The sequence below is a fragment of the Enterobacter sp. QK-SA4 genome (genome assembly GCF_056856775.1).
This window is the reverse complement of the sequence record NZ_JBXFXH010000007.1, coordinates 3,168,634-3,189,788: the sequence shown is the minus strand read 5'-3', so window position 1 is coordinate 3,189,788 and position 21,155 is coordinate 3,168,634. Positions and strand designations below refer to the sequence as shown.

At 56.5% G+C, this 21,155-nt stretch carries 16 protein-coding genes; 15 read left to right on the top strand and 1 reads right to left on the bottom strand.

Annotated elements, in window-relative coordinates; genetic code table 11:
- Positions 1–10 precede the first annotated feature (10 nt).
- The 11 genes from aroA (at position 11) to AC1VYI_RS17025 (ending at position 12,926) form a co-directional block, all read left to right on the top strand.
- Positions 11–1,294: a 3-phosphoshikimate 1-carboxyvinyltransferase gene (gene aroA, locus AC1VYI_RS17075; protein ID WP_063408041.1), complete on the top strand. Its 1,284-nt coding sequence runs from the start codon at positions 11–13 to the stop codon at positions 1,292–1,294.
- A gap of 185 nt (positions 1,295–1,479) precedes the next feature.
- On the top strand, positions 1,480–2,163 hold the full coding sequence (gene cmk / locus AC1VYI_RS17070) for a (d)CMP kinase (RefSeq protein ID WP_013097305.1): 684 nt from the start codon (positions 1,480–1,482) through the stop codon (positions 2,161–2,163).
- Positions 2,164–2,274: 111 nt separating this feature from the next.
- On the top strand, positions 2,275–3,948 hold the full coding sequence (rpsA, locus tag AC1VYI_RS17065; RefSeq protein WP_008499966.1) for a 30S ribosomal protein S1: 1,674 nt from the start codon (positions 2,275–2,277) through the stop codon (positions 3,946–3,948).
- A gap of 170 nt (positions 3,949–4,118) precedes the next feature.
- Positions 4,119–4,406 carry an integration host factor subunit beta gene (gene ihfB / locus AC1VYI_RS17060; protein WP_008499965.1) on the top strand — a complete coding sequence of 96 codons (288 nt, stop codon included), beginning with the start codon at positions 4,119–4,121 and terminating at the stop codon, positions 4,404–4,406.
- A 215-nt stretch (positions 4,407–4,621) separates the two neighbouring features.
- Positions 4,622–6,886 (top strand): ComEC family protein, encoded by a 2,265-nt coding sequence (locus tag AC1VYI_RS17055; protein ID WP_226483681.1) that lies wholly within the window; start codon positions 4,622–4,624, stop codon positions 6,884–6,886.
- Between the two features lie 36 nt (positions 6,887–6,922).
- Positions 6,923–8,671 carry a lipid A ABC transporter ATP-binding protein/permease MsbA gene (msbA, locus tag AC1VYI_RS17050; RefSeq protein WP_023310998.1) on the top strand — a complete coding sequence of 583 codons (1,749 nt, stop codon included), beginning with the start codon at positions 6,923–6,925 and terminating at the stop codon, positions 8,669–8,671.
- A complete protein-coding gene (gene lpxK, locus AC1VYI_RS17045) occupies positions 8,668–9,645 on the top strand; it encodes a tetraacyldisaccharide 4'-kinase (protein WP_134866588.1) in 978 nt (325 codons plus the stop codon). The genes msbA and lpxK overlap by 4 nt, the downstream gene beginning before the upstream one ends.
- Before the next feature lie 44 nt (positions 9,646–9,689).
- Positions 9,690–10,919, top strand: a complete 1,230-nt coding sequence (locus AC1VYI_RS17040) for a winged helix-turn-helix domain-containing protein (RefSeq protein WP_226483683.1) — start codon at positions 9,690–9,692, stop codon at positions 10,917–10,919.
- 45 nt (positions 10,920–10,964) lie between these two features.
- A complete protein-coding gene (gene ycaR / locus AC1VYI_RS17035) occupies positions 10,965–11,147 on the top strand; it encodes a protein YcaR (RefSeq protein WP_006174474.1) in 183 nt (60 codons plus the stop codon).
- Complete coding sequence (kdsB, locus tag AC1VYI_RS17030; RefSeq protein WP_023311001.1) at positions 11,144–11,890, top strand: 3-deoxy-manno-octulosonate cytidylyltransferase; 747 nt, start codon at positions 11,144–11,146, stop codon at positions 11,888–11,890. Before ycaR ends, kdsB begins: the two co-directional genes overlap by 4 nt.
- Positions 11,891–12,032: 142 nt before the next feature.
- Entirely contained in the window at positions 12,033–12,926 is an 894-nt protein-coding gene (locus AC1VYI_RS17025; protein WP_023311002.1) for a YcbJ family phosphotransferase, read from the top strand.
- On the opposite strand, the gene elyC is transcribed toward AC1VYI_RS17025, so the two are convergent.
- Positions 12,903–13,682 carry an envelope biogenesis factor ElyC gene (gene elyC, locus AC1VYI_RS17020; protein ID WP_134866587.1) on the bottom strand — a complete coding sequence of 260 codons (780 nt, stop codon included), beginning with the start codon at positions 13,680–13,682 and terminating at the stop codon, positions 12,903–12,905. The genes AC1VYI_RS17025 and elyC overlap by 24 nt on opposite strands.
- A gap of 124 nt (positions 13,683–13,806) precedes the next feature.
- Here elyC and cmoM point away from each other — a divergent pair, with 124 nt between their 5' ends.
- The 4 genes from cmoM to mukB are packed head-to-tail and all read left to right on the top strand — an operon-like array spanning position 13,807 to position 21,048.
- Positions 13,807–14,586, top strand: a complete 780-nt coding sequence (cmoM, locus tag AC1VYI_RS17015) for a tRNA uridine 5-oxyacetic acid(34) methyltransferase CmoM (protein ID WP_023311004.1) — start codon at positions 13,807–13,809, stop codon at positions 14,584–14,586.
- Positions 14,587–14,589: 3 nt separating this feature from the next.
- On the top strand, positions 14,590–15,912 hold the full coding sequence (gene mukF / locus AC1VYI_RS17010) for a chromosome partition protein MukF (protein WP_023311005.1): 1,323 nt from the start codon (positions 14,590–14,592) through the stop codon (positions 15,910–15,912).
- Positions 15,893–16,597, top strand: a complete 705-nt coding sequence (mukE, locus tag AC1VYI_RS17005; protein WP_008499954.1) for a chromosome partition protein MukE — start codon at positions 15,893–15,895, stop codon at positions 16,595–16,597. The genes mukF and mukE overlap by 20 nt, the downstream gene beginning before the upstream one ends.
- Complete coding sequence (gene mukB / locus AC1VYI_RS17000) at positions 16,597–21,048, top strand: chromosome partition protein MukB (RefSeq protein WP_023311006.1); 4,452 nt, start codon at positions 16,597–16,599, stop codon at positions 21,046–21,048. Before mukE ends, mukB begins: the two co-directional genes overlap by 1 nt.
- The last annotated feature ends 107 nt before the right edge of the window (positions 21,049–21,155 follow it).

Genomic DNA, 21,155 nt, shown 5'->3' with positions numbered 1-21,155 from the left:
TTTAGTTTTCATGGAATCCCTGACGTTACAACCTATCGCGCGGGTAGATGGCACCATTAATCTGCCTGGTTCAAAAAGTGTCTCGAACCGCGCTCTGCTGCTGGCAGCTCTGGCAAACGGCACCACCGTCCTCACAAACCTGCTGGACAGCGATGACGTGCGCCATATGCTCAATGCGCTGAAAGCGTTGGGCATTCATTACACTCTCTCCGACGATCGTACCCGCTGCGAAGTGACCGGCAACGGCGGCGCGCTGCGCTCGGGCGAAGAGCTTGAGCTGTTTTTGGGCAACGCGGGTACCGCGATGCGCCCGCTGGCGGCGGCCCTGTGCCTGGGTAGCAACAACATTGTGCTGACCGGCGAGCCGCGCATGAAAGAGCGTCCGATTGGTCACCTTGTGGATGCTTTGCGTCAGGGCGGCGCGCAGGTTGAGTATCTTGAGCAGGAAAACTATCCGCCACTGCGTCTGCGCGGCGGTTTTACCGGCGGTCACGTCGAGGTGGACGGCAGCGTCTCCAGCCAGTTCCTGACGGCACTGCTGATGACCGCGCCGCTGGCACCGCAGGATACGGTTATCACAATTAAAGGTGAGCTGGTCTCCAAACCGTACATTGATATCACGCTGCACCTGATGAAAACCTTCGGCGTTGAGGTGGAAAACCAGTCCTATCAGCGCTTCGTGTTGCGCGGGGCGCAGCAGTACCAGTCTCCGGGCAACTACCTGGTTGAAGGGGATGCCTCATCCGCGTCCTACTTCCTGGCAGCGGGTGCGATTAAAGGCGGCACGGTAAAAGTGACCGGTATTGGCCGTAACAGCGTGCAGGGCGACATCCGTTTTGCGGACGTGCTGGAAAAAATGGGCGCCATTGTCACCTGGGGCGATGACTTCATCTCCTGTACCCACGGCGAGCTGAACGCCATCGACATGGACATGAACCATATCCCGGATGCGGCGATGACCATTGCCACGGCGGCGCTGTTTGCTAAAGGCACTACCACGCTGCGTAACATCTACAACTGGCGCGTAAAAGAGACGGACCGCCTGTTCGCGATGGCGACCGAGCTGCGAAAAGTCGGTGCCGAGGTGGAAGAGGGCGAAGACTACATTCGCGTGACCCCTCCGGCAAAACTGCAGTTTGCGGAAATCGGCACCTACAACGATCACCGCATGGCGATGTGCTTCTCGCTGGTGGCGTTGTCAGACACGCCTGTGACCATCCTTGACCCGAAATGTACGGCGAAAACCTTCCCGGACTACTTCGAACAGCTGGCACGCATTAGCACGCTGGCCTGATAACGTATTGCCGCATCGCCCGATGCGGCATTTCCTTACGCTTCATTACGAACACCTCCGCTCATTTCTTCTACACTCTGCTTCAATCATTCCGTAATTTGCACGCAAAGGTAACAGTTGCGCACGTTGGCGCGTATAATGCGCGGCGTTCATGTAAACGGTATGCCTTATTTAAGGAGAAAAAGATGACGGCAGTTGCCCCGGTAATCACCATTGATGGGCCGAGTGGCGCAGGGAAAGGTACTCTGTGCAAAGCGATGGCGGAAGCATTGCAATGGCATCTTTTAGATTCGGGAGCAATCTATCGCGTGCTGGCGCTGGCCGCGCTGCATCACCATGTGGATGTCGCGTCTGAAGAAGCGCTGGTTCCGCTGGCTGCGCATCTGGATGTGCGTTTCGTATCGACCGATGGCAACCTGGAAGTCATCCTTGAAGGGGAAGACGTGAGCGGCGAAATCCGTACGCAGGAAGTGGCTAATGCGGCCTCTCAGGTCGCTGCGTTCCCGCGCGTTCGTGAGGCGCTGTTACGTCGTCAGCGCGCGTTCCGTGAAGCCCCGGGGCTGATCGCTGACGGACGCGATATGGGAACGGTGGTATTCCCTGATGCGCCAGTGAAAATTTTCCTTGACGCCTCTTCGGAAGAACGTGCTCAACGCCGCATGCTTCAGTTGCAGGAAAAGGGGTTTAGTGTTAACTTTGATCGCCTTTTATCCGAGATAAAAGAGCGCGATGACCGCGATCGTAACCGCGCCGTCGCCCCACTTGTTCCTGCAGAAGATGCATTAGTTCTGGATTCAACCAGTTTAACTATTGAGCAAGTGATTGAAAAAGCGCTACAATATGCGCGCCAAAAACTGGCACTCGCGTAATCGCGACCGATTTAGCAGTACCCCCGCTGCAATGGATTGACGGCGGGTATGTGAAACAACCCCATCCGGCACGGAGCCAGGTGGACGTTAATATTAACCTGAAGATTAAACATGACTGAATCTTTTGCTCAACTGTTTGAAGAATCCTTAAAAGAAATCGAAACCCGCCCGGGTTCCATCGTTCGCGGTGTTGTTGTTGCTATCGACAAAGACGTAGTACTGGTTGACGCCGGTCTGAAATCTGAGTCCGCCATTCCGGCAGAGCAGTTCAAAAACGCCCAGGGCGAGCTGGAAATCCAGGTTGGTGACGAAGTTGACGTTGCTCTGGACGCAGTAGAAGACGGCTTCGGTGAAACCCTGCTTTCTCGTGAGAAAGCTAAACGTCACGAAGCATGGATCACGCTGGAAAAAGCTTACGAAGAAGCTGAAACTGTGGTCGGTGTTATCAACGGCAAAGTTAAAGGTGGCTTCACTGTTGAGCTGAATGGTATTCGTGCGTTCCTGCCAGGTTCTCTGGTAGACGTTCGTCCAGTTCGTGACACTCTGCACCTGGAAGGCAAAGAGCTTGAGTTCAAAGTAATCAAGCTGGACCAGAAGCGTAACAACGTTGTTGTTTCCCGTCGTGCCGTTATCGAATCCGAAAACAGCGCAGAACGCGATCAGCTGCTGGAAAACCTGCAGGAAGGCATGGAAGTCAAAGGTATCGTTAAGAACCTCACTGACTACGGCGCATTCGTTGACCTGGGCGGCGTTGATGGCCTGCTGCACATCACCGACATGGCGTGGAAACGCGTTAAGCACCCAAGCGAAATCGTGAACGTGGGCGACGAAATCACTGTTAAAGTGCTGAAGTTTGACCGCGAGCGTACTCGTGTATCCCTCGGCCTGAAACAGCTGGGCGAAGATCCATGGGTAGCTATCGCTAAGCGTTACCCAGAAGGTACTAAACTGACTGGTCGCGTAACCAACCTGACTGACTACGGCTGCTTCGTTGAAATCGAAGAAGGCGTTGAAGGTCTGGTGCACGTTTCCGAAATGGACTGGACCAACAAAAACATCCACCCATCCAAAGTTGTTAACGTTGGTGATGTAGTGGAAGTGATGGTTCTGGATATCGACGAAGAACGTCGTCGTATCTCCCTGGGCCTGAAACAGTGCAAAAACAACCCATGGCAGCAGTTCGCGGAAACCCACAACAAGGGCGACCGTGTTGAAGGTAAAATCAAGTCTATCACTGACTTCGGTATCTTCATCGGCCTGGACGGCGGCATCGATGGCCTGGTTCACCTGTCTGACATCTCCTGGAACGTTGCAGGCGAAGAAGCAGTTCGTGAATACAAAAAAGGCGACGAAATCGCTGCAGTTGTTCTGCAGGTTGACGCAGAGCGTGAGCGTATCTCCCTGGGCGTTAAACAGCTCGCAGAAGATCCGTTCAACAACTGGGTTGCACTGAACAAGAAAGGCGCAATCGTAAACGGTAAAGTGACTGCAGTTGACGCTAAAGGCGCAACCGTAGAACTGGCTGACGGCGTTGAAGGTTACCTGCGCGCTTCTGAAGCTTCACGTGACCGCGTTGAAGATGCCACTCTGGTTCTGAACGTAGGCGACGACGTTGAAGCTAAGTTCACCGGTGTTGACCGTAAGAACCGTGCAATCAGCCTGTCTGTTCGTGCTAAAGACGAAGCTGATGAGAAAGATGCAATCGCAACTGTTAACAAACAGGAAGATGCAAACTTCTCTAACAACGCAATGGCTGAAGCTTTCAAAGCAGCTAAAGGCGAGTAATATCAGGTTCTCAGCATCATTTGCGCTGTAACGCATTTACAGCGTGAAGGATGAGGAGCAAACTTGACAGATTGCAGGATTCGTCCTGTAATCAATAACAAAGGGCGGCTACGGCCGCCCTTGTTTAATGAGCTGTTCAGCTAATTGGTTTGAAAGGAACCGGAGGAATCATGACCAAGTCAGAATTGATTGAAAGACTTGCCAGTCAGCAACCGCATATCCCTGCCAAGGCAGTGGAAGATGCCGTAAAAGAGATGCTGGAGCATATGGCCTCCACTCTTGCCCAGGGCGAGCGCATTGAAATCCGCGGTTTCGGTAGTTTTTCTCTGCACTATCGTGCTCCACGTACCGGGCGTAACCCGAAAACTGGCGATAAAGTCGAGCTGGAAGGCAAGTACGTTCCACACTTTAAGCCGGGTAAAGAACTGCGCGATCGCGCCAATATTTACGGCAACTGAGTTTAGCCAGCCGGTTAAACTGGGTTCGAAAGAAAGCACCTGCGGGTGCTTTTTTTGTCTCTGTCGCTTTCCTTCTGAAGGTGCCCCGCATTTTTCCGTTTTGTTTTCTGCAAACCGATAAAAACAGCACAGCGCGCGCTGTAAAACGTAGTTTTCCCATCTGACAATTCGCTCTGCCTGATTAGATACTGCTCCTCTGAAACAGGGAGGTAGCAATGGGAATTCCCGCGCTTAGCGTCTGCGTCATTCTGGCAATAGCCCCGTTACTCTGGTTACCTGAACTGCCATCACGTCATACCGTGTGGATAATGATTGTTGGCGGGGTCGTGCTGGCCGCACGGCGAAACGTACGACTGAAGTATGCGGGTCTCACGCTGTTATTTTGCGTGTGGGGTATTTTGGCTGCGAAGGAGAGCGTCTGGCCGATGCAGCATTTAACCACGGGGGCCGTGCAGGCTGAGGTAGCGATCACCGCCACAGATGGCGCAACGCAGCATCAGGGAAACATTCTTCGCGTTGATGGCAAGCGCTGGTGGGCCTCTACCGGCATAACGCTGTATGGCAATTATCTGCCACAGAAAGCGTGTGCCGGTCAGCGCTGGAGCATGACGCTCAGGCTCAGACCTGTCCATGGCGAACTGAACGACGGCGGTTATGATTCCCAGCGTAGCGCCTTTGCCCGCCATCAAACGCTGAGCGGGCGTTTCACCCGTGCGGAACTCGTTGATGGACGCTGCAGCCTGCGAGCGCAATATCTCATGTCACTGCACAACCGCCTTTCTGCTTACCGATGGGGGGCAGTTATCCTCGGACTGGGAATGGGTGAACGTCTGGATGTGCCCCGGGAAATACAAGACCTGATGCGTGAAACCGGGACGCTGCATCTGATGGCGATTTCGGGACTGCATATCGCGCTGGCGGCATCCCTCGCCTGGTTACTCGCGCGTGGGATTCAGTTTTTATTACCCAGCCACTGGATCCAATGGCAAATGCCTCTTCTGGCCGGGTTGTGCTTTGCCGCTTTCTACGCCTGGCTTACCGGTCTGCAGCCTCCTGCGCTACGCACGGTCATCGCGCTTGCTGTGCTTGCAATGTTGCGGATCGCTGCCAGGCAATGGTCTCCATGGCAGGTATGGGGGGGCTGTATCGCAGCGATCCTGATAAGCGATCCCTTAGCCATACTCTCGCAGAGTCTGCTTTTGTCTGCATTTGCTGTCGCCGCGCTGATTTTCTGGTTTCAGTGGCTGCCTCTTCCTGGCTGGCACCGGGTACGACGTCTACGGCCGCTGCTGAACCTGATCTATCTGCAGGTCGGTATGCTGATGCTGCTGATGCCGCTACAGGTTCTGATTTTCCATGGATTCAGCATCTCCTCCCTGGTCGCGAATCTCTTTGCCATTCCCCTGGTGACGTTTGTCTCCGTGCCGCTGATCCTGCTCGGCATGCTGCTTCATCTGCTGCCGCTGGCGGCACCGGAAAGCGTCGTCTGGTTCGCAGCCAATAAGTCACTTGCGGGGCTGTTCTGGCTCCTCATGCGCCTGCCTGACGGCTGGCAAAATGTCGACCAACGCTGGCAGTACATGACATTACTGCCCTGGCTTATCATCATCGGATGGCGCTTTCGTGCCTGGAAAACCCTTCCTGCCGTTTGTCTTGCAGGAAGTGTTTTACTCACATTTCCTCTGTGGCGAACGGAAAAAAACGAGAGCTGGACGCTGCATATGCTGGATGTAGGGCAGGGGCTGGCGATGGTCATTGAACGGCAGGGGAAAGCCATTCTCTATGATACCGGGCTTGCCTGGCCGGGCGGGGATAGCGCGCAGCGGTTAATTATCCCGTGGCTTCGCTGGCATCACCTGCGGCCTGAAGGCGTTATTCTCAGTCATGAACACCTCGACCATGCGGGAGGACTCGCATCGTTGCAAAAAGCGTGGCCGGACGCGTGGGTAAGAAGCCCGTTGCGCCAGGCGGGACATCGGCCCTGTTTTCGTGGGCAGAGATGGAAATGGCAGGGACTCTCCTTCACCGTACACTGGCCCCCCGAAAATTACCCGGCTCAGGGAAATAACCATTCCTGCGTGGTAAAGGTGGACGACGGTGGGCAGAGTGTTCTGCTAACGGGGGATATTGAAGCGCAAGCGGAACAGGCTATGCTTAGCCATTACTGGCGTTATCTGACGTCCACGCTCATACAGGTTCCTCATCATGGCAGCAATACTTCGTCGTCATTGCCGCTGGTGCAGCGGGTGGAAGGTCAGATCGCACTGGATTCCGCGGCCCGCTATAACGCATGGCGATTCCCGTCGGCAAAAGTTGTCCGACGCTATCGAAAAGAGGGGTACATCTGGCACGATACCCCTCATTCTGGACAAATATCGGTGACATTCTCGCAACATCACTGGCAAATCCGGCGTTTGCGAGAGCAATTTTTACCCGTTTGGTATCATCAGTGGTTTGGCGAGCCCGTCGATAACGGGTAGAATATGCGGCTATTTCAACGAATGCTGGTTTTTTGAATGCATAACGACAAAGATCTCTCCACGTGGCAAACCTTCCGCCGACTCTGGCCGATGATTGCACCCTTTAAAGCAGGCCTGATCGTGGCGGGTGTAGCGTTAATCCTCAACGCAGCCAGCGATACTTTTATGCTATCGCTCCTCAAACCGTTACTGGACGACGGTTTTGGTAAAACGGATCGCTCAGTGTTGCTATGGATGCCTCTGGTGGTTATCGGACTGATGATCTTACGCGGCATCACCAGCTATATTTCCAGCTACTGTATTTCCTGGGTATCAGGGAAAGTGGTGATGACCATGCGCCGTCGCCTGTTCAGCCACATGATGGGCATGCCGGTCTCGTTCTTTGACAAGCAGTCTACCGGGACGCTGCTGTCTCGTATTACCTACGACTCCGAGCAGGTTGCCTCCTCGTCCTCAAGCGCGCTGATCACCGTTGTGCGTGAGGGCGCGTCAATCATCGGCCTGTTCGCGATGATGTTCTATTACAGCTGGCAGCTGTCGATCATCCTTATCGTTCTGGCGCCGATAGTTTCTATTGCTATCCGCGTCGTCTCAAAGCGCTTCCGCAATATCAGTAAGAATATGCAGAACACGATGGGGCAGGTGACGACCAGCGCGGAACAGATGCTGAAAGGGCATAAAGAAGTTCTGATTTTTGGCGGTCAGGACGTCGAAACCAAACGCTTTGATAAAGTCAGCAACAAAATGCGTCTGCAGGGGATGAAAATGGTCTCGGCCTCTTCCATTTCTGACCCGATTATTCAGCTGATTGCCTCCCTGGCGCTGGCATTCGTCCTGTATGCAGCAAGCTTCCCGAGCGTCATGGAGACGCTGACGGCGGGTACTATCACCGTGGTCTTCTCCTCGATGATCGCCCTGATGCGTCCGCTGAAATCCCTGACGAACGTCAACGCCCAGTTCCAGCGCGGGATGGCTGCCTGTCAGACGCTGTTCAGCATTCTGGATTCCGAACAGGAAAAAGATGAAGGTACACGCGAGATTGAGCGCGCCCGTGGCGACGTTGAGTTCCGCAATGTCACTTTCGCCTATCCTGGACGTGAAACGCCGGCGCTGCGTAATATCAACCTGTCCATTCCGGCGGGTAAAACCGTGGCGCTGGTGGGCCGTTCCGGCTCGGGTAAATCAACTATTGCCAGCCTGATCACCCGTTTCTACGATATTAACGAAGGTGAGATCCTCCTGGACGGTCATGATCTGCGGGAATATACCCTGCAGTCGCTGCGTAACCAGGTGGCGCTGGTCTCCCAGAACGTGCACCTGTTCAACGATACTGTGGCAAACAACATTGCGTATGCGCGCACGGATGAATACAGCCGCGAGCAGATTGAGAATGCCGCGCGTATGGCCTACGCAATGGACTTTATCAACAAGATGGATAACGGTCTGGATACGATAATCGGTGAGAACGGGGTGCTGCTCTCCGGCGGTCAGCGTCAGCGTATCGCCATTGCGCGTGCGCTGCTGCGCGATAGCCCAATTCTGATTCTGGACGAAGCGACCTCCGCACTGGATACGGAATCTGAACGCGCTATTCAGTCTGCGCTGGATGAGCTGCAAAAAAACCGTACCTCGCTGGTGATTGCGCACCGTCTGTCGACTATCGAGCAGGCTGACGAAATCGTCGTGGTTGAGGACGGTATCATTGTTGAACGCGGAAGCCATGCTGATTTGCTGGAACACCGCGGCGTTTACGCCCAGCTTCATAAGATGCAGTTTGGCGAATGATTGCACGCATCTGGTCCGGTGAATCCCCGCTGTGGCTGCTGCTTTTGCCGCTCTCCTGGCTTTACGGCCTGGTGAGCGGCACTATCCGTCTGTTTTACCGTCTGGGGCTGAAGCGTGCCTGGCGCGCGCCGGTTCCGGTGGTGGTGGTCGGTAATCTTACGGCGGGCGGCAACGGTAAAACGCCGGTGGTGATCTGGCTGGTGGAGCAATTGCAAAAACGCGGTATCCGCCCAGGGGTGGTATCGCGCGGATATGGTGGTAAAGCGGGGCGTTATCCGCTGCTGCTGACGGCGGAAACCACGACTGCCGAAGCGGGTGATGAGCCGGTATTGATTTTCCAGCGTACCGGCGCGCCGGTTGCGGTCTCCCCGGTGCGCAGCGACGCCGTTCAGGCACTGCTTGCCGAACATGCGGTACAAATCATTATCACTGACGATGGCCTGCAACACTACGCCCTGGCGCGTGATAAAGAAATTGTGGTGATCGACGGGGTCCGCCGTTTCGGTAACGGCTGGTGGCTGCCGGCCGGACCCATGCGCGAACGCGCTTCGCGCCTTAAGTCCGTTGATGCGGTGATTGTGAACGGTGGTGAGGCAAAAGCGGGTGAAATCCCGATGTACCTGCAGCCAGGCCTGGCGATCAACCTGGTGACGGGTGAGCGCCGGTCGGTTGCTGAGCTGCCTTCACTGGTGGCTATGGCGGGGATTGGCCATCCGCCGCGCTTCTTTGCGACGCTGGAACAGTGTGGTGCCCGGCTGGAAAAACGCGTTCCGCTGGCCGACCACCAGGCGCTGGTGGAAGGGCAGGTAGACGCCCTGACCGTACCCGGGCAGTCGCTGATCATGACCGAAAAAGATGCGGTGAAATGCCGTGCCTTTGCGAAAGATAACTGGTGGTATCTGCCGGTTGACGCTGAACTCAGCGGCGAGCAGCCGGAACGTTTGCTCAAGGAACTGATTGCGTTGGTGAAATAAACGCTTACGCGGTTCTGGTGGCGCTTTGACTGACAGGAAAACGCATGTCTTTACCGCAACTCTCGCTTTCAGCCGCACGTCATTTACACCTTGCCGCGCAGGGGCTGCTTAAAAAGCCCCGCCGCCGCGCGCAGCCTGCCGATATTCTCTCGACCGTCCAGCGCATGTCGCTACTTCAAATCGACACCATTAACATCGTGGCCCGTAGCCCTTATCTGGTGCTGTTTAGCCGCCTGGGGAATTATCCTTCGCAGTGGCTGGATGAGGCGCTCAGCAAGGGGGAGTTAATGGAGTACTGGGCGCACGAAGCCTGCTTCCTCCCCCGCAGCGATTTTGCCCTGGTTCGCCACCGTATGCTTGCTCCGGAAAAGATGGGCTGGAAATACCGTCAGGCGTGGATGCTGGAACATGTGGCCGAAATTGAGCAGCTAATCGCGCATATTCAGGATAACGGTCCCGTACGCTCCGCCGATTTTGAACACCCGCGCAAAGGCACCAGCGGCTGGTGGGAGTGGAAACCGCATAAGCGTCATCTCGAAGGGCTGTTTACCTCTGGCAAAGTCATGGTGATTGAGCGGCGTAATTTTCAGCGCGTGTACGACCTGACGCATCGCGTGATGCCGCACTGGGACGACGAGCGTGACCTGCTTACCCAGGAGGCGGCTGAGGCCATCATGCTTGAAAACAGCGCCCGCAGCCTGGGGATTTTCCGCACGCAATGGCTGGCAGATTACTATCGCCTTCGCCAGCCCGCGTCGAAACCGCTGCTGGACATCTGGCAACGCGAACAGCGCGTCATCCCGGTCACGGTGGAAACGCTGGGCGAAATGTGGCTGCATGCGGATCTTCTCCCGCTACTGCCTCTGGCCCAGGAGGGGAAACTTCAGGCAACCCACAGTGCGGTGTTGTCGCCTTTCGACCCGGTCGTCTGGGACAGAAAACGCGCCGAGCAGCTGTTCGACTTTAGCTACCGGCTGGAATGTTATACCCCGGCGCCAAAGCGCCAGTATGGTTACTTTGTACTCCCGCTGCTGCATAAGGGGCAACTGGTCGGGCGCATGGACGCCAAAATGTACCGCAAGACCGGCACGCTTGAAATCATTGCGCTTTATCTGGAAGAGGGCGTCAGGGTGACGGCGAGCCTGGAAAAAGGGTTAACGTCCGCCATTAGCGAATTCGCGCGCTGGCAGGGCGCCCGCGACGTGACGCTGGGCCGGATACCCGACGGGCTGTTTACATCCTGTCGAAGTGGCTGGGAAACAGGCACTCCCTGAAAAGGGAATGTGTTAAGCTTTAGCGATTACCCATACGGAGGAACTATGGATCACCGTTTACTTGAAATTATTGCCTGCCCGGTATGCAACGGCAAACTCTACTACAGCCAGGACAAACAGGAGCTGATTTGCAAGCTGGACAGCCTGGCTTTCCCGCTGCGTGACGGCATTCCGGTACTGCTGGAAAATGAAGCTCGTTCCCTGGTGGCAGAAGAGAGCAAACCATGAGTTTTGTTGTCATTATTCCTGCGCGTTATGCCTCAACGCGTCTGCCTGGTAAACCGCTGGTGGATATCAACGGCAAGCCGATGATTGTGCATGTTCTTGAGCGTGCGCGTGAATCCGGTGCCGATCGTGTGATTGTTGCTACCGATCATCCTGACGTCGCCCGAGCGGTTGAGGCAGCAGGCGGTGAGGTATGCATGACCCGCGCCGATCACCAGTCCGGAACCGAGCGTCTGGCGGAAGTGGTTGAGAAATGTGGTTTCAGTGATGATACGGTCATCGTTAACGTGCAGGGTGACGAGCCAATGATCCCGGCGGTGATTATCCGTCAGGTTGCAGAAAACCTGGCTCAGCGTCAGGTTGGTATGGCGACGCTCGCGGTGCCTATTCACCACGCCGAAGAGGCATTCAATCCGAATGCCGTGAAGGTGGTCATGGATGCCGAAGGCTATGCGCTCTATTTCTCGCGCGCCACCATTCCGTGGGATCGCGATCGCTTTGCGCTCTCTAAAGAGACCATCGGCGATACTTTCCTGCGTCATATTGGGATCTACGGCTATCGGGCCGGTTTTATTCGTCGATATGTTACCTGGGCGCCGAGTCCGCTGGAGCATATCGAAATGCTGGAGCAGCTTCGCGTGCTCTGGTATGGCGAAAAAATTCACGTTGCCGTTGCCAGCGAAGTGCCTGGAACGGGCGTTGATACGCCGGAAGATCTTGAGCGCGTTCGCGCCGAGTTGCGCTGATATAGCCTGCATCCCTCCTGACGGGGGGATGCCCTCTCCCTCGCTAATTCCCCTTTCTTTTCCCTAATTGTTCTCTTCCGGGTGACATCTTCCTTCTGGACGCTCATTATAAAAGCAGTAGTCTTAATGGGGGTAATCTCATATGGAACAGCTGCGTGCCGAACTTAGCCATCTGCTGGGTGAGAAATTAAGCCGGGTCGAATGCGTGAGTGAAAAGGCCGATACTGCGCTTTGGTCGTTGTATGACAGTCAGGGCAACCCAATGCCGCTGATGGCCAGAAGTTTCACCTCGCCGGGCGTTGCCAGGCAGCTGGCATGGAAAATGTCGATGCTGGCGCGGGAGGGAACCGTCCGTATGCCGACGGTGTACGGCGTGATGACCCACGAGGAACACCCCGGCCCGGACGTGCTGCTGATTGAGCGTTTACGCGGCGTGCCCGTTGAAGCGCCCGCGCGCACGCCGGAACGCTGGGAGCAGTTAAAAGACCAGATTGTCGAGGCGCTGCTGGCCTGGCATCGTCAGGATAGCCGCGGGCTTGTCGGTCCGGTCGACAGCACTCAGGAAAACCTGTGGCCGCTGTGGTATCGCCAGCGGGTGGAAGTGCTGTGGGGAACGCTTAACCAGTTCAACAATACCGGTTTAACCATGCAGGACAAACGTATTCTGTTTCGCACCCGCGAGTGCTTACCGGCGCTGTTCGACGGTTTTAATGACAACTGCGTGCTGATCCACGGTAATTTTACCCTGCGCAGCATGCTCAAAGACTCACGTAGCGATCAGCTTCTGGCGATGTTGGGGCCGGGGATCATGCTCTGGGCTCCGCGCGAATACGAGCTGTTCAGGCTCAGCGACAGCGGGGCGGCGGAAGGTTTACTGTGGCACTACCTTCAACGCGCGCCCGTTGCAGAGGCGTTTCTCTGGCGGCGCTGGCTTTACCTGCTCTGGGACGAAGTCGCGCAGCTGGTGAATACCGGACGTTTTAATCGCGCAAATTTCGATCTGGCAACAAAATCACTCTTGCCCTGGCTCGCCTGACGTTCCTTTCAGCCACTGCCAGAGGCGTCCGAGCGTCTCATAACCGACGCGATCGCTATGCATCAGCCAGGCCGGGGAGGGGATCGCCCGTTCCCACGGGTTGAGCGGCGCGTCGATGGCCATCTGGTTTGCCGGTGCGGGAAGCGGGTGCAGGCCTTGCTTCTCAAAGAAAATCATCGCGCGCGGCAGGTGTGAGGCGGAGGTCACCAGTAAGAACGGGACATCGCCTATTGCCTGCTTCACTGCGGCAGCCTCTTCTTCGGTATCTTTTGGGCTGTCGAGAGTGATAATTGAGGAACGCGGCACGCCGAGTGATTCCGCTACTCTGGCACCTGCCTCAGCCGTACTCACCGGGTTCGTTTTGGCTGCCGCGCCGGTGAAGATCATTTTTGATCCCGGATTTGCCAGCCAGAGGCGAATGCCTTCGTTTAGCCGTGGCAGGCTGTTGTTGATCAGGTTTGAACTGGGGGCCCAGTCAGGATCCCAGGTATATCCGCCGCCCAGCACCACGATGTACGCCACTTTCTGATTTCCTTGCCATGTTGGGTACTTGTTTTCGACGGGGCGTAACAGACTATCCGCGACCGGCTGCAGGCTCAACAGCAGCAGGACAAACCAGCCGAGCGTAACAAGCGTTTTGCCACTCTTCTGAAAGCGACTGAACCACACCAGCGCCAGCCCCAGAGCGATGATGATGAGCAGCAGCGGAAGGGGAAGCATCATCCCTCCAATGTATTTCTTAAGGGTAAAAAGCATCCTTTTTGGTTCCTTTTTTGACCATATAGCAGGTGATTACCCGTGATATTACACCAGAGAGGTTCATTCTCCGCGCGGGTGTGACAAAATAGCGGTTTTGCAGTTAGCGAGTGGAACTCTCCCAATGCGGGATCGCAATTTTGATGACATCGCGGAAAAGTTTTCGCGCAACATTTATGGCACCACGAAAGGGCAGCTCCGTCAGACGATCCTCTGGCAGGATCTGGACACCATTCTGGCTACCTTTGGTGGGCAAACGTTGCGCGTGCTGGACGCCGGTGGCGGTGAAGGGCAGACGGCGATAAAAATGGCCGAGCGCGGTCATCACGTCACGCTTTGCGATCTTTCTGCTGAAATGGTCGCCCGCGCGACGCGTGCTGCAGAAGAGAAAGGTGTGAGCGACAACATGCATTTTATACAATGCGCCGCTCAGGACATCGCGCAGCATTTGGAAACCCAGGTTGATCTGATATTGTTTCATGCGGTGCTGGAGTGGGTTGCCGATCCGCAAAGCGTGTTACAAACCCTGTGGTCGATGTTGCGCCCGGGCGGCACGCTGTCGCTGATGTTCTACAATGCTAACGGCTTCCTGATGCACAACATGGTTGCAGGCAACTTCGACTATGTGCAGGTCGGGATGCCCAAAAAGAAAAAGCGCACGCTTTCCCCGGACTATCCGCGCGATCCACAGCAGGTTTATGGCTGGCTGGAAGCGATTGGCTGGCAGATCGTCGGGAAGACGGGCGTTAGGGTGTTTCATGATTATCTGCGTGAAAAACACAAACAGCGTGACTGTTTTGACACCTTAACAGAATTAGAAACGCGGTATTGCCGTCAGGAGCCTTTTATCAGCCTTGGCCGCTATATTCACGTCACCGCGCACAAGCCGCAGATGCAAGGATAACCTATGAGTGAATTTTCCCAGACAGTCCCCGAACTGGTTGCCTGGGCCAGGAAAAACGATTTCTCCATCTCGCTGCCGGTAGACAGACTCTCTTTCCTGCTGGCGGTTGCCACGCTGAACGGCGAACGGCTGGACGGTGAAATGAGCGAGGGTGAACTGGTGGATGCGTTCCGCCATGTCAGTGATGCGTTTGAGCAAACCAGCGAAACCATTAGCGTGCGTGCCAACAACGCGATCAACGATATGGTGCGTCAACGTCTGCTGAACCGCTTTACCAGCGAACAGGCGGAAGGAAACGCCATCTATCGCCTGACGCCGCTGGGCATCGGCATCACCGATTACTATATTCGCCAGCGTGAATTTTCCACGCTGCGTCTTTCCATGCAGCTCTCGATCGTGGCGGGTGAGCTTAAGCGTGCCGCCGATGCCGCGGATGAAAACGGTGACGAATTCCACTGGCACCGTAACGTCTACGCGCCGCTGAAATATTCGGTGGCCGAGATTTTCGACAGTATCGATCTGACCCAGCGTCTGATGGACGAACAGCAGCAGCAGGTGAAAGACGATATTGCCCAGCTGCTGAATAAAGACTGGCGAGCGGCCATCTCCAGCTGTGAACTTCTGCTGTCAGAAACCTCCGGCACGCTGCGTGAGCTCCAGGATACGCTGGAAGCCGCAGGGGACAAGCTGCAGGCGAATCTGCTGCGCATCCAGGACGCGACGCTGGCTCACGACGATCTGCATTTTATCGACCGCCTGGTGTTCGACCTGCAAAGCAAACTCGACCGCATTATCAGCTGGGGCCAGCAGTCAATCGATCTGTGGATCGGCTACGACCGACACGTGCATAAATTTATCCGTACCGCGATTGATATGGATAAAAACCGCGTCTTTGCTCAGCGTCTGCGTCAGTCGGTGCAGACCTATTTCGATGCGCCGTGGGCGCTGACCTACGCCAATGCCGATCGTCTGCTGGATATGCGCGACGAAGAGATGGCGCTGCGCGATGAAGAGGTGACCGGTGAACTGCCGCCGGATCTGGAATACGAAGAATTTAACGAAATTCGCGAGCAGCTTGCGGCGATGATCGAAGAACAGCTCGCTGTCTACAAAACCAGACAAGTGCCGCTGGATCTTGGTCTCGTGGTGCGCGACTATCTGGCGCAATATCCACGCGCGCGCCACTTCGACATTGCCCGCATTGTGGTAGACCAGGCGGTGCGCCTGGGCGTCGCGCAAGCAGATTTCACCGGACTGCCGCCGAAGTGGCAGCCAATTAACGATTACGGAGCCAAGGTACAGGCGCATGTCATTGACAAATATTGAACAAGTGATGCCCGTTAAGCTGGCACAGGCGCTGGCGAATCCGTTATTTCCGGCGCTGGACAGCCAGCTGCGTGCCGGTCGTCACATTGGCTTAGACGAGCTGGATAATCACGCCTTTTTGATGGACTTCCAGGAGTACCTGGAAGAGTTTTACGCGCGCTACAACGTGGAGCTTATCCGCGCGCCGGAAGGGTTTTTCTACCTGCGCCCGCGCTCCACGACGCTGATCCCGCGTTCCGTGCTCTCCGAGCTGGATATGATGGTCGGTAAAATTCTTTGCTACCTCTACCTCAGCCCGGAACGTCTGGCGAATGAAGGGATCTTCACCCAGCAGGAACTTTACGACGAGCTGTTGACGCTGGCGGATGAGAGCAAGCTGCTCAAGCTGGTGAACAACCGCTCCACGGGGTCGGATCTTGACCGTCAGAAATTACAGGAAAAGGTTCGCTCTTCCCTGAACCGTCTGCGTCGTCTGGGGATGGTCTGGTTTATGGGCCACGACAGCAGCAAATTCCGCATTACGGAATCTGTCTTCCGTTTCGGCGCAGACGTGCGTGCGGGCGATGACGCGCGTGAAGCGCAGCTTCGCATGATCCGCGACGGTGAAGCGATGCCGGTGGAAAACCATTTGCAGCTCAATGACGAGCATGAAGAGAATCTGCCGGATAGCGGGGAGGAAGAGTAATGATTGAACGCGGTAAATTTCGCTCACTGACGCTGATTAACTGGAACGGCTTCTTTGCCCGAACGTTCGATCTGGATGAGCTGGTCACGACGCTCTCCGGCGGTAACGGTGCGGGTAAATCCACCACCATGGCGGCCTTTGTTACGGCGCTGATCCCTGACCTGACGCTGCTTCACTTCCGTAACACCACCGAAGCGGGGGCCACAAGCGGCTCCCGTGATAAAGGTCTGCACGGTAAGCTGAAGGCCGGCGTCTGTTATTCGGTTCTGGACGTTATTAACTCCCGTCATCAGCGTGTGGTGGTGGGCGTGCGCCTGCAGCAGGTCGCCGGTCGCGACCGTAAAGTGGATATCAAACCGTTTGCAATCCAGGGGCTGCCAACCTCCGTGCAGCCGACGGCGCTGCTCACGGAAACCCTGAACGAACGCCAGGCGCGCGTGTTGACGCTGCAGGAGCTGAAAGACAAGCTTGAGGCCATCGAAGGCGTGCAGTTCAAGCAGTTCAACTCGATTACCGACTACCACTCGCTGATGTTCGATCTGGGCGTGGTGGCGCGTCGTCTGCGCACGGCATCAGACCGTAGCAAATACTACCGCCTGATTGAAGCGTCGCTGTATGGCGGTATCTCCAGCGCGATTACCCGCTCCCTGCGCGACTACCTGCTGCCGGAAAACAGCGGCGTGCGTAAGGCCTTCCAGGATATGGAAGCGGCGCTGCGCGAAAACCGCATGACGCTGGAAGCTATTCGCGTTACCCAGTCTGACCGCGACCTGTTTAAACACCTGATCAGCGAAGCCACCAACTACGTGGCGGCGGACTACATGCGCCACGCCAACGAGCGCCGCGTGCATCTCGATCAGGCATTAGAATACCGTCGCGAGCTGTTTACCTCCCGTAAACAGCTGGTAGCGGAGCAGTACAAGCACGTTGAAATGGCGCGCGAGCTGGGCGAGCACAACGGTGCTGAAGGCGACCTGGAAGCCGATTATCAGGCTGCCAGCGATCACCTGAACCTGGTGCAGACCGCGCTGCGTCAGCAGGAAAAAATCGAGCGCTATGAAGCGGACCTCGATGAGCTGCAGATCCGTCTCGAAGAGCAAAATGAAGTGGTGGCTGAAGCCGCCGACATGCAGGAAGAGAACGAAGCCCGCGCCGAAGCGGCCGAGCTGGAAGTGGATGAGCTGAAAAGCCAGCTTGCCGATTACCAGCAGGCGCTTGACGTGCAGCAGACGCGAGCAATTCAGTACACCCAGGCATTGCAGGCATTACAGCGTGCAAAAGAGCTGTGCCATCTGCCTGACCTGACGCCGGACAGCGCCGACGAGTGGCTGGATACCTTCCAGGCCAAAGAGCAGGAAGCCACCGAGAAACTGCTCTCCCTCGAACAGAAAATGAGCGTTGCGCAAACGGCGCACAGCCAGTTTGAACAGGCTTATCAGCTGGTAGTCGCGATTAACGGCCCGCTGGCGCGTAACGAAGCCTGGGACGTTGCCCGCGAACTGCTGCGCGACGGTGTGAACCAGCGCCATCTGGCCGAGCAGGTTCAGCCGCTGCGTATGCGTCTGAACGAGCTGGAGCAGCGCCTGCGCGAGCAGCAGGAAGCCGAGCGTCTGCTGGCGGAATTCTGCAAGCGTCAGGGAAAAAATTACGATTTCGACGAGCTTGAGGCCCTGCATCAGGAGCTGGAAGCGCGTATTGCGGCCCTGTCCGATACCGTATCAAACGCCAGCGAACAGCGTATGGCCCTGCGTCAGGAGCTGGAGCAGATTCAGTCCCGTTCGAAGGCGCTCCTGGAGCGTGCGCCGGTCTGGCTGGCGGCCCAGAGCAGCCTGAACCAGCTCAGCGAGCAGTGCGGCGAACAGTTCGAATCCAGCCAGGAAGTGACCGAATACCTGCAGCAGCTGCTGGAGCGCGAGCGCGAAGCCATCGTTGAGCGTGACGAAGTGGGCGCCCGCAAGCGCGACGTCGATGAAGAAATTGAGCGCTTAAGCCAGCCGGGCGGGTCAGAAGATCCGCGCCTGAATGCATTAGCCGAGCGTTTTGGCGGCGTGCTGCTGTCCGAAATTTATGACGACGTTGGCCTGGACGATGCTCCGTACTTCTCCGCGCTGTACGGTCCATCCCGCAACGCGATTGTGGTCCCGGATCTGTCGCTGATTTCTGAGCAGCTTGCCGGCCTGGAAGATTGCCCGGAAGATCTCTACCTGATCGAAGGGGATCCGCAGTCGTTCGATGACAGCGTGTTCAGCGTCGACGAGCTGGAAAAAGCGGTGGTGGTGAAAATTGCCGACCGTCAGTGGCGTTACTCCCGCTTCCCTGAGCTGCCGCTGTTTGGCCGCGCCGCGCGCGAAAGCCGCATCGAGAGCCTGCACGCCGAGCGTGAAACGCTGTCTGAACGTTTTGCGACCCTGTCGTTTGACGTGCAGAAAACCCAGCGTCTGCATCAGTCGTTCAGCCGCTTTATCGGCAGCCATCTCGCCGTAGCGTTTGACGCAGATCCGGAAGCCGAAATCCGCAAGCTGAACACCCGCCGTAGCGAGCTGGAACGTGCGATTGCGAGCCATGAAAGTGATAACCAGCAAAGTCGCGTTCAGTTTGAACAGGCGAAAGAGGGCGTCGCTGCCCTTAACCGCATTCTGCCGCGCCTGAATCTGCTGGCGGATGACACGCTGGCTGACCGCGTGGATGAGATCCAGGAGCGTCTGGATGAAGCGCAGGAAGCCGCGCGTTTCGTTCAGCAGCACGGCAATCAGCTGGCGAAGCTGGAGCCCGTCGTGTCTGTCCTGCAGAGCGACCCGGAACAGTTCGAGCAGTTAAAAGAAGATTATGCCTGGTCGCAGCAGGTGCAGCGCGAAGCGCGTCAGCAGGCGTTTGCTCTGACGGAAGTGGTGCAGCGTCGCGCGCACTTTGGCTACTCCGATTCGGCTGAAATGCTGAGCGGTAACAGCGATCTGAACGAAAAACTGCGTCAGCGCCTTGAGCAGGCGGAGGCGGAACGTACTCGCGCCCGCGAAGCGATGCGCAGCCACTCCGCTCAGCTGAACCAGTACAATCAGGTGCTGGCCTCGCTGAAAAGCTCCTTCGATACCAAGAAAGAGCTGTTAAACGATCTGCAGAAAGAGCTTCAGGACATCGGCGTGCGTGCCGACAGCGGGGCAGAAGAGCGCGCGCGTATCCGTCGTGACGAGCTGCATTCACAGCTCAGCAATAACCGCGCGCGTCGTAATCAGCTGGAAAAAGCGCTGACCTTCTGCGAAGCCGAAATGGATAACCTGACCCGTCGCCTGCGCAAGCTGGAACGCGACTATCACGAAATGCGCGAGCAGGTCGTGACCGCCAAGGCGGGCTGGTGCGCGGTGATGCGCATGGTGAAAGACAATAACGTTGAGCGTCGCCTGCACCGTCGCGAGCTGGCGTATCTTTCTGCCGATGAGCTGCGTTCCATGTCGGATAAGGCGTTGGGTGCGCTGCGTCTGGCGGTGGCGGATAACGAACACCTGCGCGACGTGCTGCGTATGTCGGAGGATCCAAAACGTCCGGAACGTAAAATTCAGTTCTTCGTGGCGGTTTACCAGCACCTGCGCGAGCGTATTCGTCAGGACATTATCCGTACCGACGATCCGGTCGAAGCCATCGAACAGATGGAAATCGAGCTGGGCCGCCTGACGGAGGAGTTGACCTCCCGCGAGCAGAAGCTGGCGATCAGCTCCCGCAGCGTGGCGAACATCATTCGTAAAACCATTCAGCGCGAGCAGAACCGTATCCGCCAGCTGAACCAGGGTCTGCAGAGCGTGTCGTTTGGCCAGGTGAACAGCGTGCGCCTCAACGTCAACGTGCGTGAGGCCCACGCGACGCTGCTGGAAGTGCTCTCAGAGCAGCACGAGCAGCATCAGGATCTGTTCAACAGCAACCGTCTGACCTTCTCCGAAGCGCTGGCGAAGCTGTATCAGCGCCTGAACCCGCAGATTGATATGGGGCAACGTACGCCGCAAACCATCGGTGAAGAGCTGCTGGACTACCGTAACTACCTGGAAATGGAAGTTGAGGTAAACCGTGGCTCAGACGGCTGGCTGCGTGCGGAATCCGGGGCGCTCTCTACCGGTGAAGCGATCGGTACCGGGATGTCAATTCTGGTGATGGTGGTACAGAGCTGGGAAGATGAAGCGCGCCGCCTGCGCGGCAAAGATATCTCGCCATGCCGACTGCTGTTCCTGGATGAGGCGGCGCGACTTGATGCCCGCTCAATTGCCACGCTGTTCGAGCTTTGCGAACGTCTCGATATGCAGCTCATTATCGCGGCGCCGGAGAACATCAGCCCCGAGAAGGGCACCACCTACAAACTGGTGCGTAAGGTGTTCCAGAACAGCGAACACGTTCACGTTGTGGGGCTGCGTGGCTTTGCGCCGCAGCCCCCGGAGTCATTGCCGGAAACCACGGCGGACGCTTCCTGAAGCGTTTTCTGACCCGAAGCGGCGCACTGGCGCCGCTTTTTTTTTAAACTTAACTTGTGCTTGGGGCTGCGTTATCTTTAAACTTCTTTACATAAGGTAAGGCAACA

Bases quoted from the DNA above. Each gene is read 5' to 3' on its own strand.
- aroA (WP_063408041.1), top strand. From the start codon at position 11: ATGGAATCCCTGACGTTACAACCTATCGCGCGGGTAGATGGCACCATT.
- cmk (WP_013097305.1), top strand. From the start codon at position 1,480: ATGACGGCAGTTGCCCCGGTAATCACCATTGATGGGCCGAGTGGCGCA.
- rpsA (WP_008499966.1), top strand. From the start codon at position 2,275: ATGACTGAATCTTTTGCTCAACTGTTTGAAGAATCCTTAAAAGAAATC.
- ihfB (WP_008499965.1), top strand. From the start codon at position 4,119: ATGACCAAGTCAGAATTGATTGAAAGACTTGCCAGTCAGCAACCGCAT.
- AC1VYI_RS17055 (WP_226483681.1), top strand. From the start codon at position 4,622: ATGGGAATTCCCGCGCTTAGCGTCTGCGTCATTCTGGCAATAGCCCCG.
- msbA (WP_023310998.1), top strand. From the start codon at position 6,923: ATGCATAACGACAAAGATCTCTCCACGTGGCAAACCTTCCGCCGACTC.
- lpxK (WP_134866588.1), top strand. From the start codon at position 8,668: ATGATTGCACGCATCTGGTCCGGTGAATCCCCGCTGTGGCTGCTGCTT.
- AC1VYI_RS17040 (WP_226483683.1), top strand. From the start codon at position 9,690: ATGTCTTTACCGCAACTCTCGCTTTCAGCCGCACGTCATTTACACCTT.
- ycaR (WP_006174474.1), top strand. From the start codon at position 10,965: ATGGATCACCGTTTACTTGAAATTATTGCCTGCCCGGTATGCAACGGC.
- kdsB (WP_023311001.1), top strand. From the start codon at position 11,144: ATGAGTTTTGTTGTCATTATTCCTGCGCGTTATGCCTCAACGCGTCTG.
- AC1VYI_RS17025 (WP_023311002.1), top strand. From the start codon at position 12,033: ATGGAACAGCTGCGTGCCGAACTTAGCCATCTGCTGGGTGAGAAATTA.
- elyC (WP_134866587.1), bottom strand. From the start codon at position 13,682: ATGCTTTTTACCCTTAAGAAATACATTGGAGGGATGATGCTTCCCCTT.
- cmoM (WP_023311004.1), top strand. From the start codon at position 13,807: ATGCGGGATCGCAATTTTGATGACATCGCGGAAAAGTTTTCGCGCAAC.
- mukF (WP_023311005.1), top strand. From the start codon at position 14,590: ATGAGTGAATTTTCCCAGACAGTCCCCGAACTGGTTGCCTGGGCCAGG.
- mukE (WP_008499954.1), top strand. From the start codon at position 15,893: ATGTCATTGACAAATATTGAACAAGTGATGCCCGTTAAGCTGGCACAG.
- mukB (WP_023311006.1), top strand. From the start codon at position 16,597: ATGATTGAACGCGGTAAATTTCGCTCACTGACGCTGATTAACTGGAAC.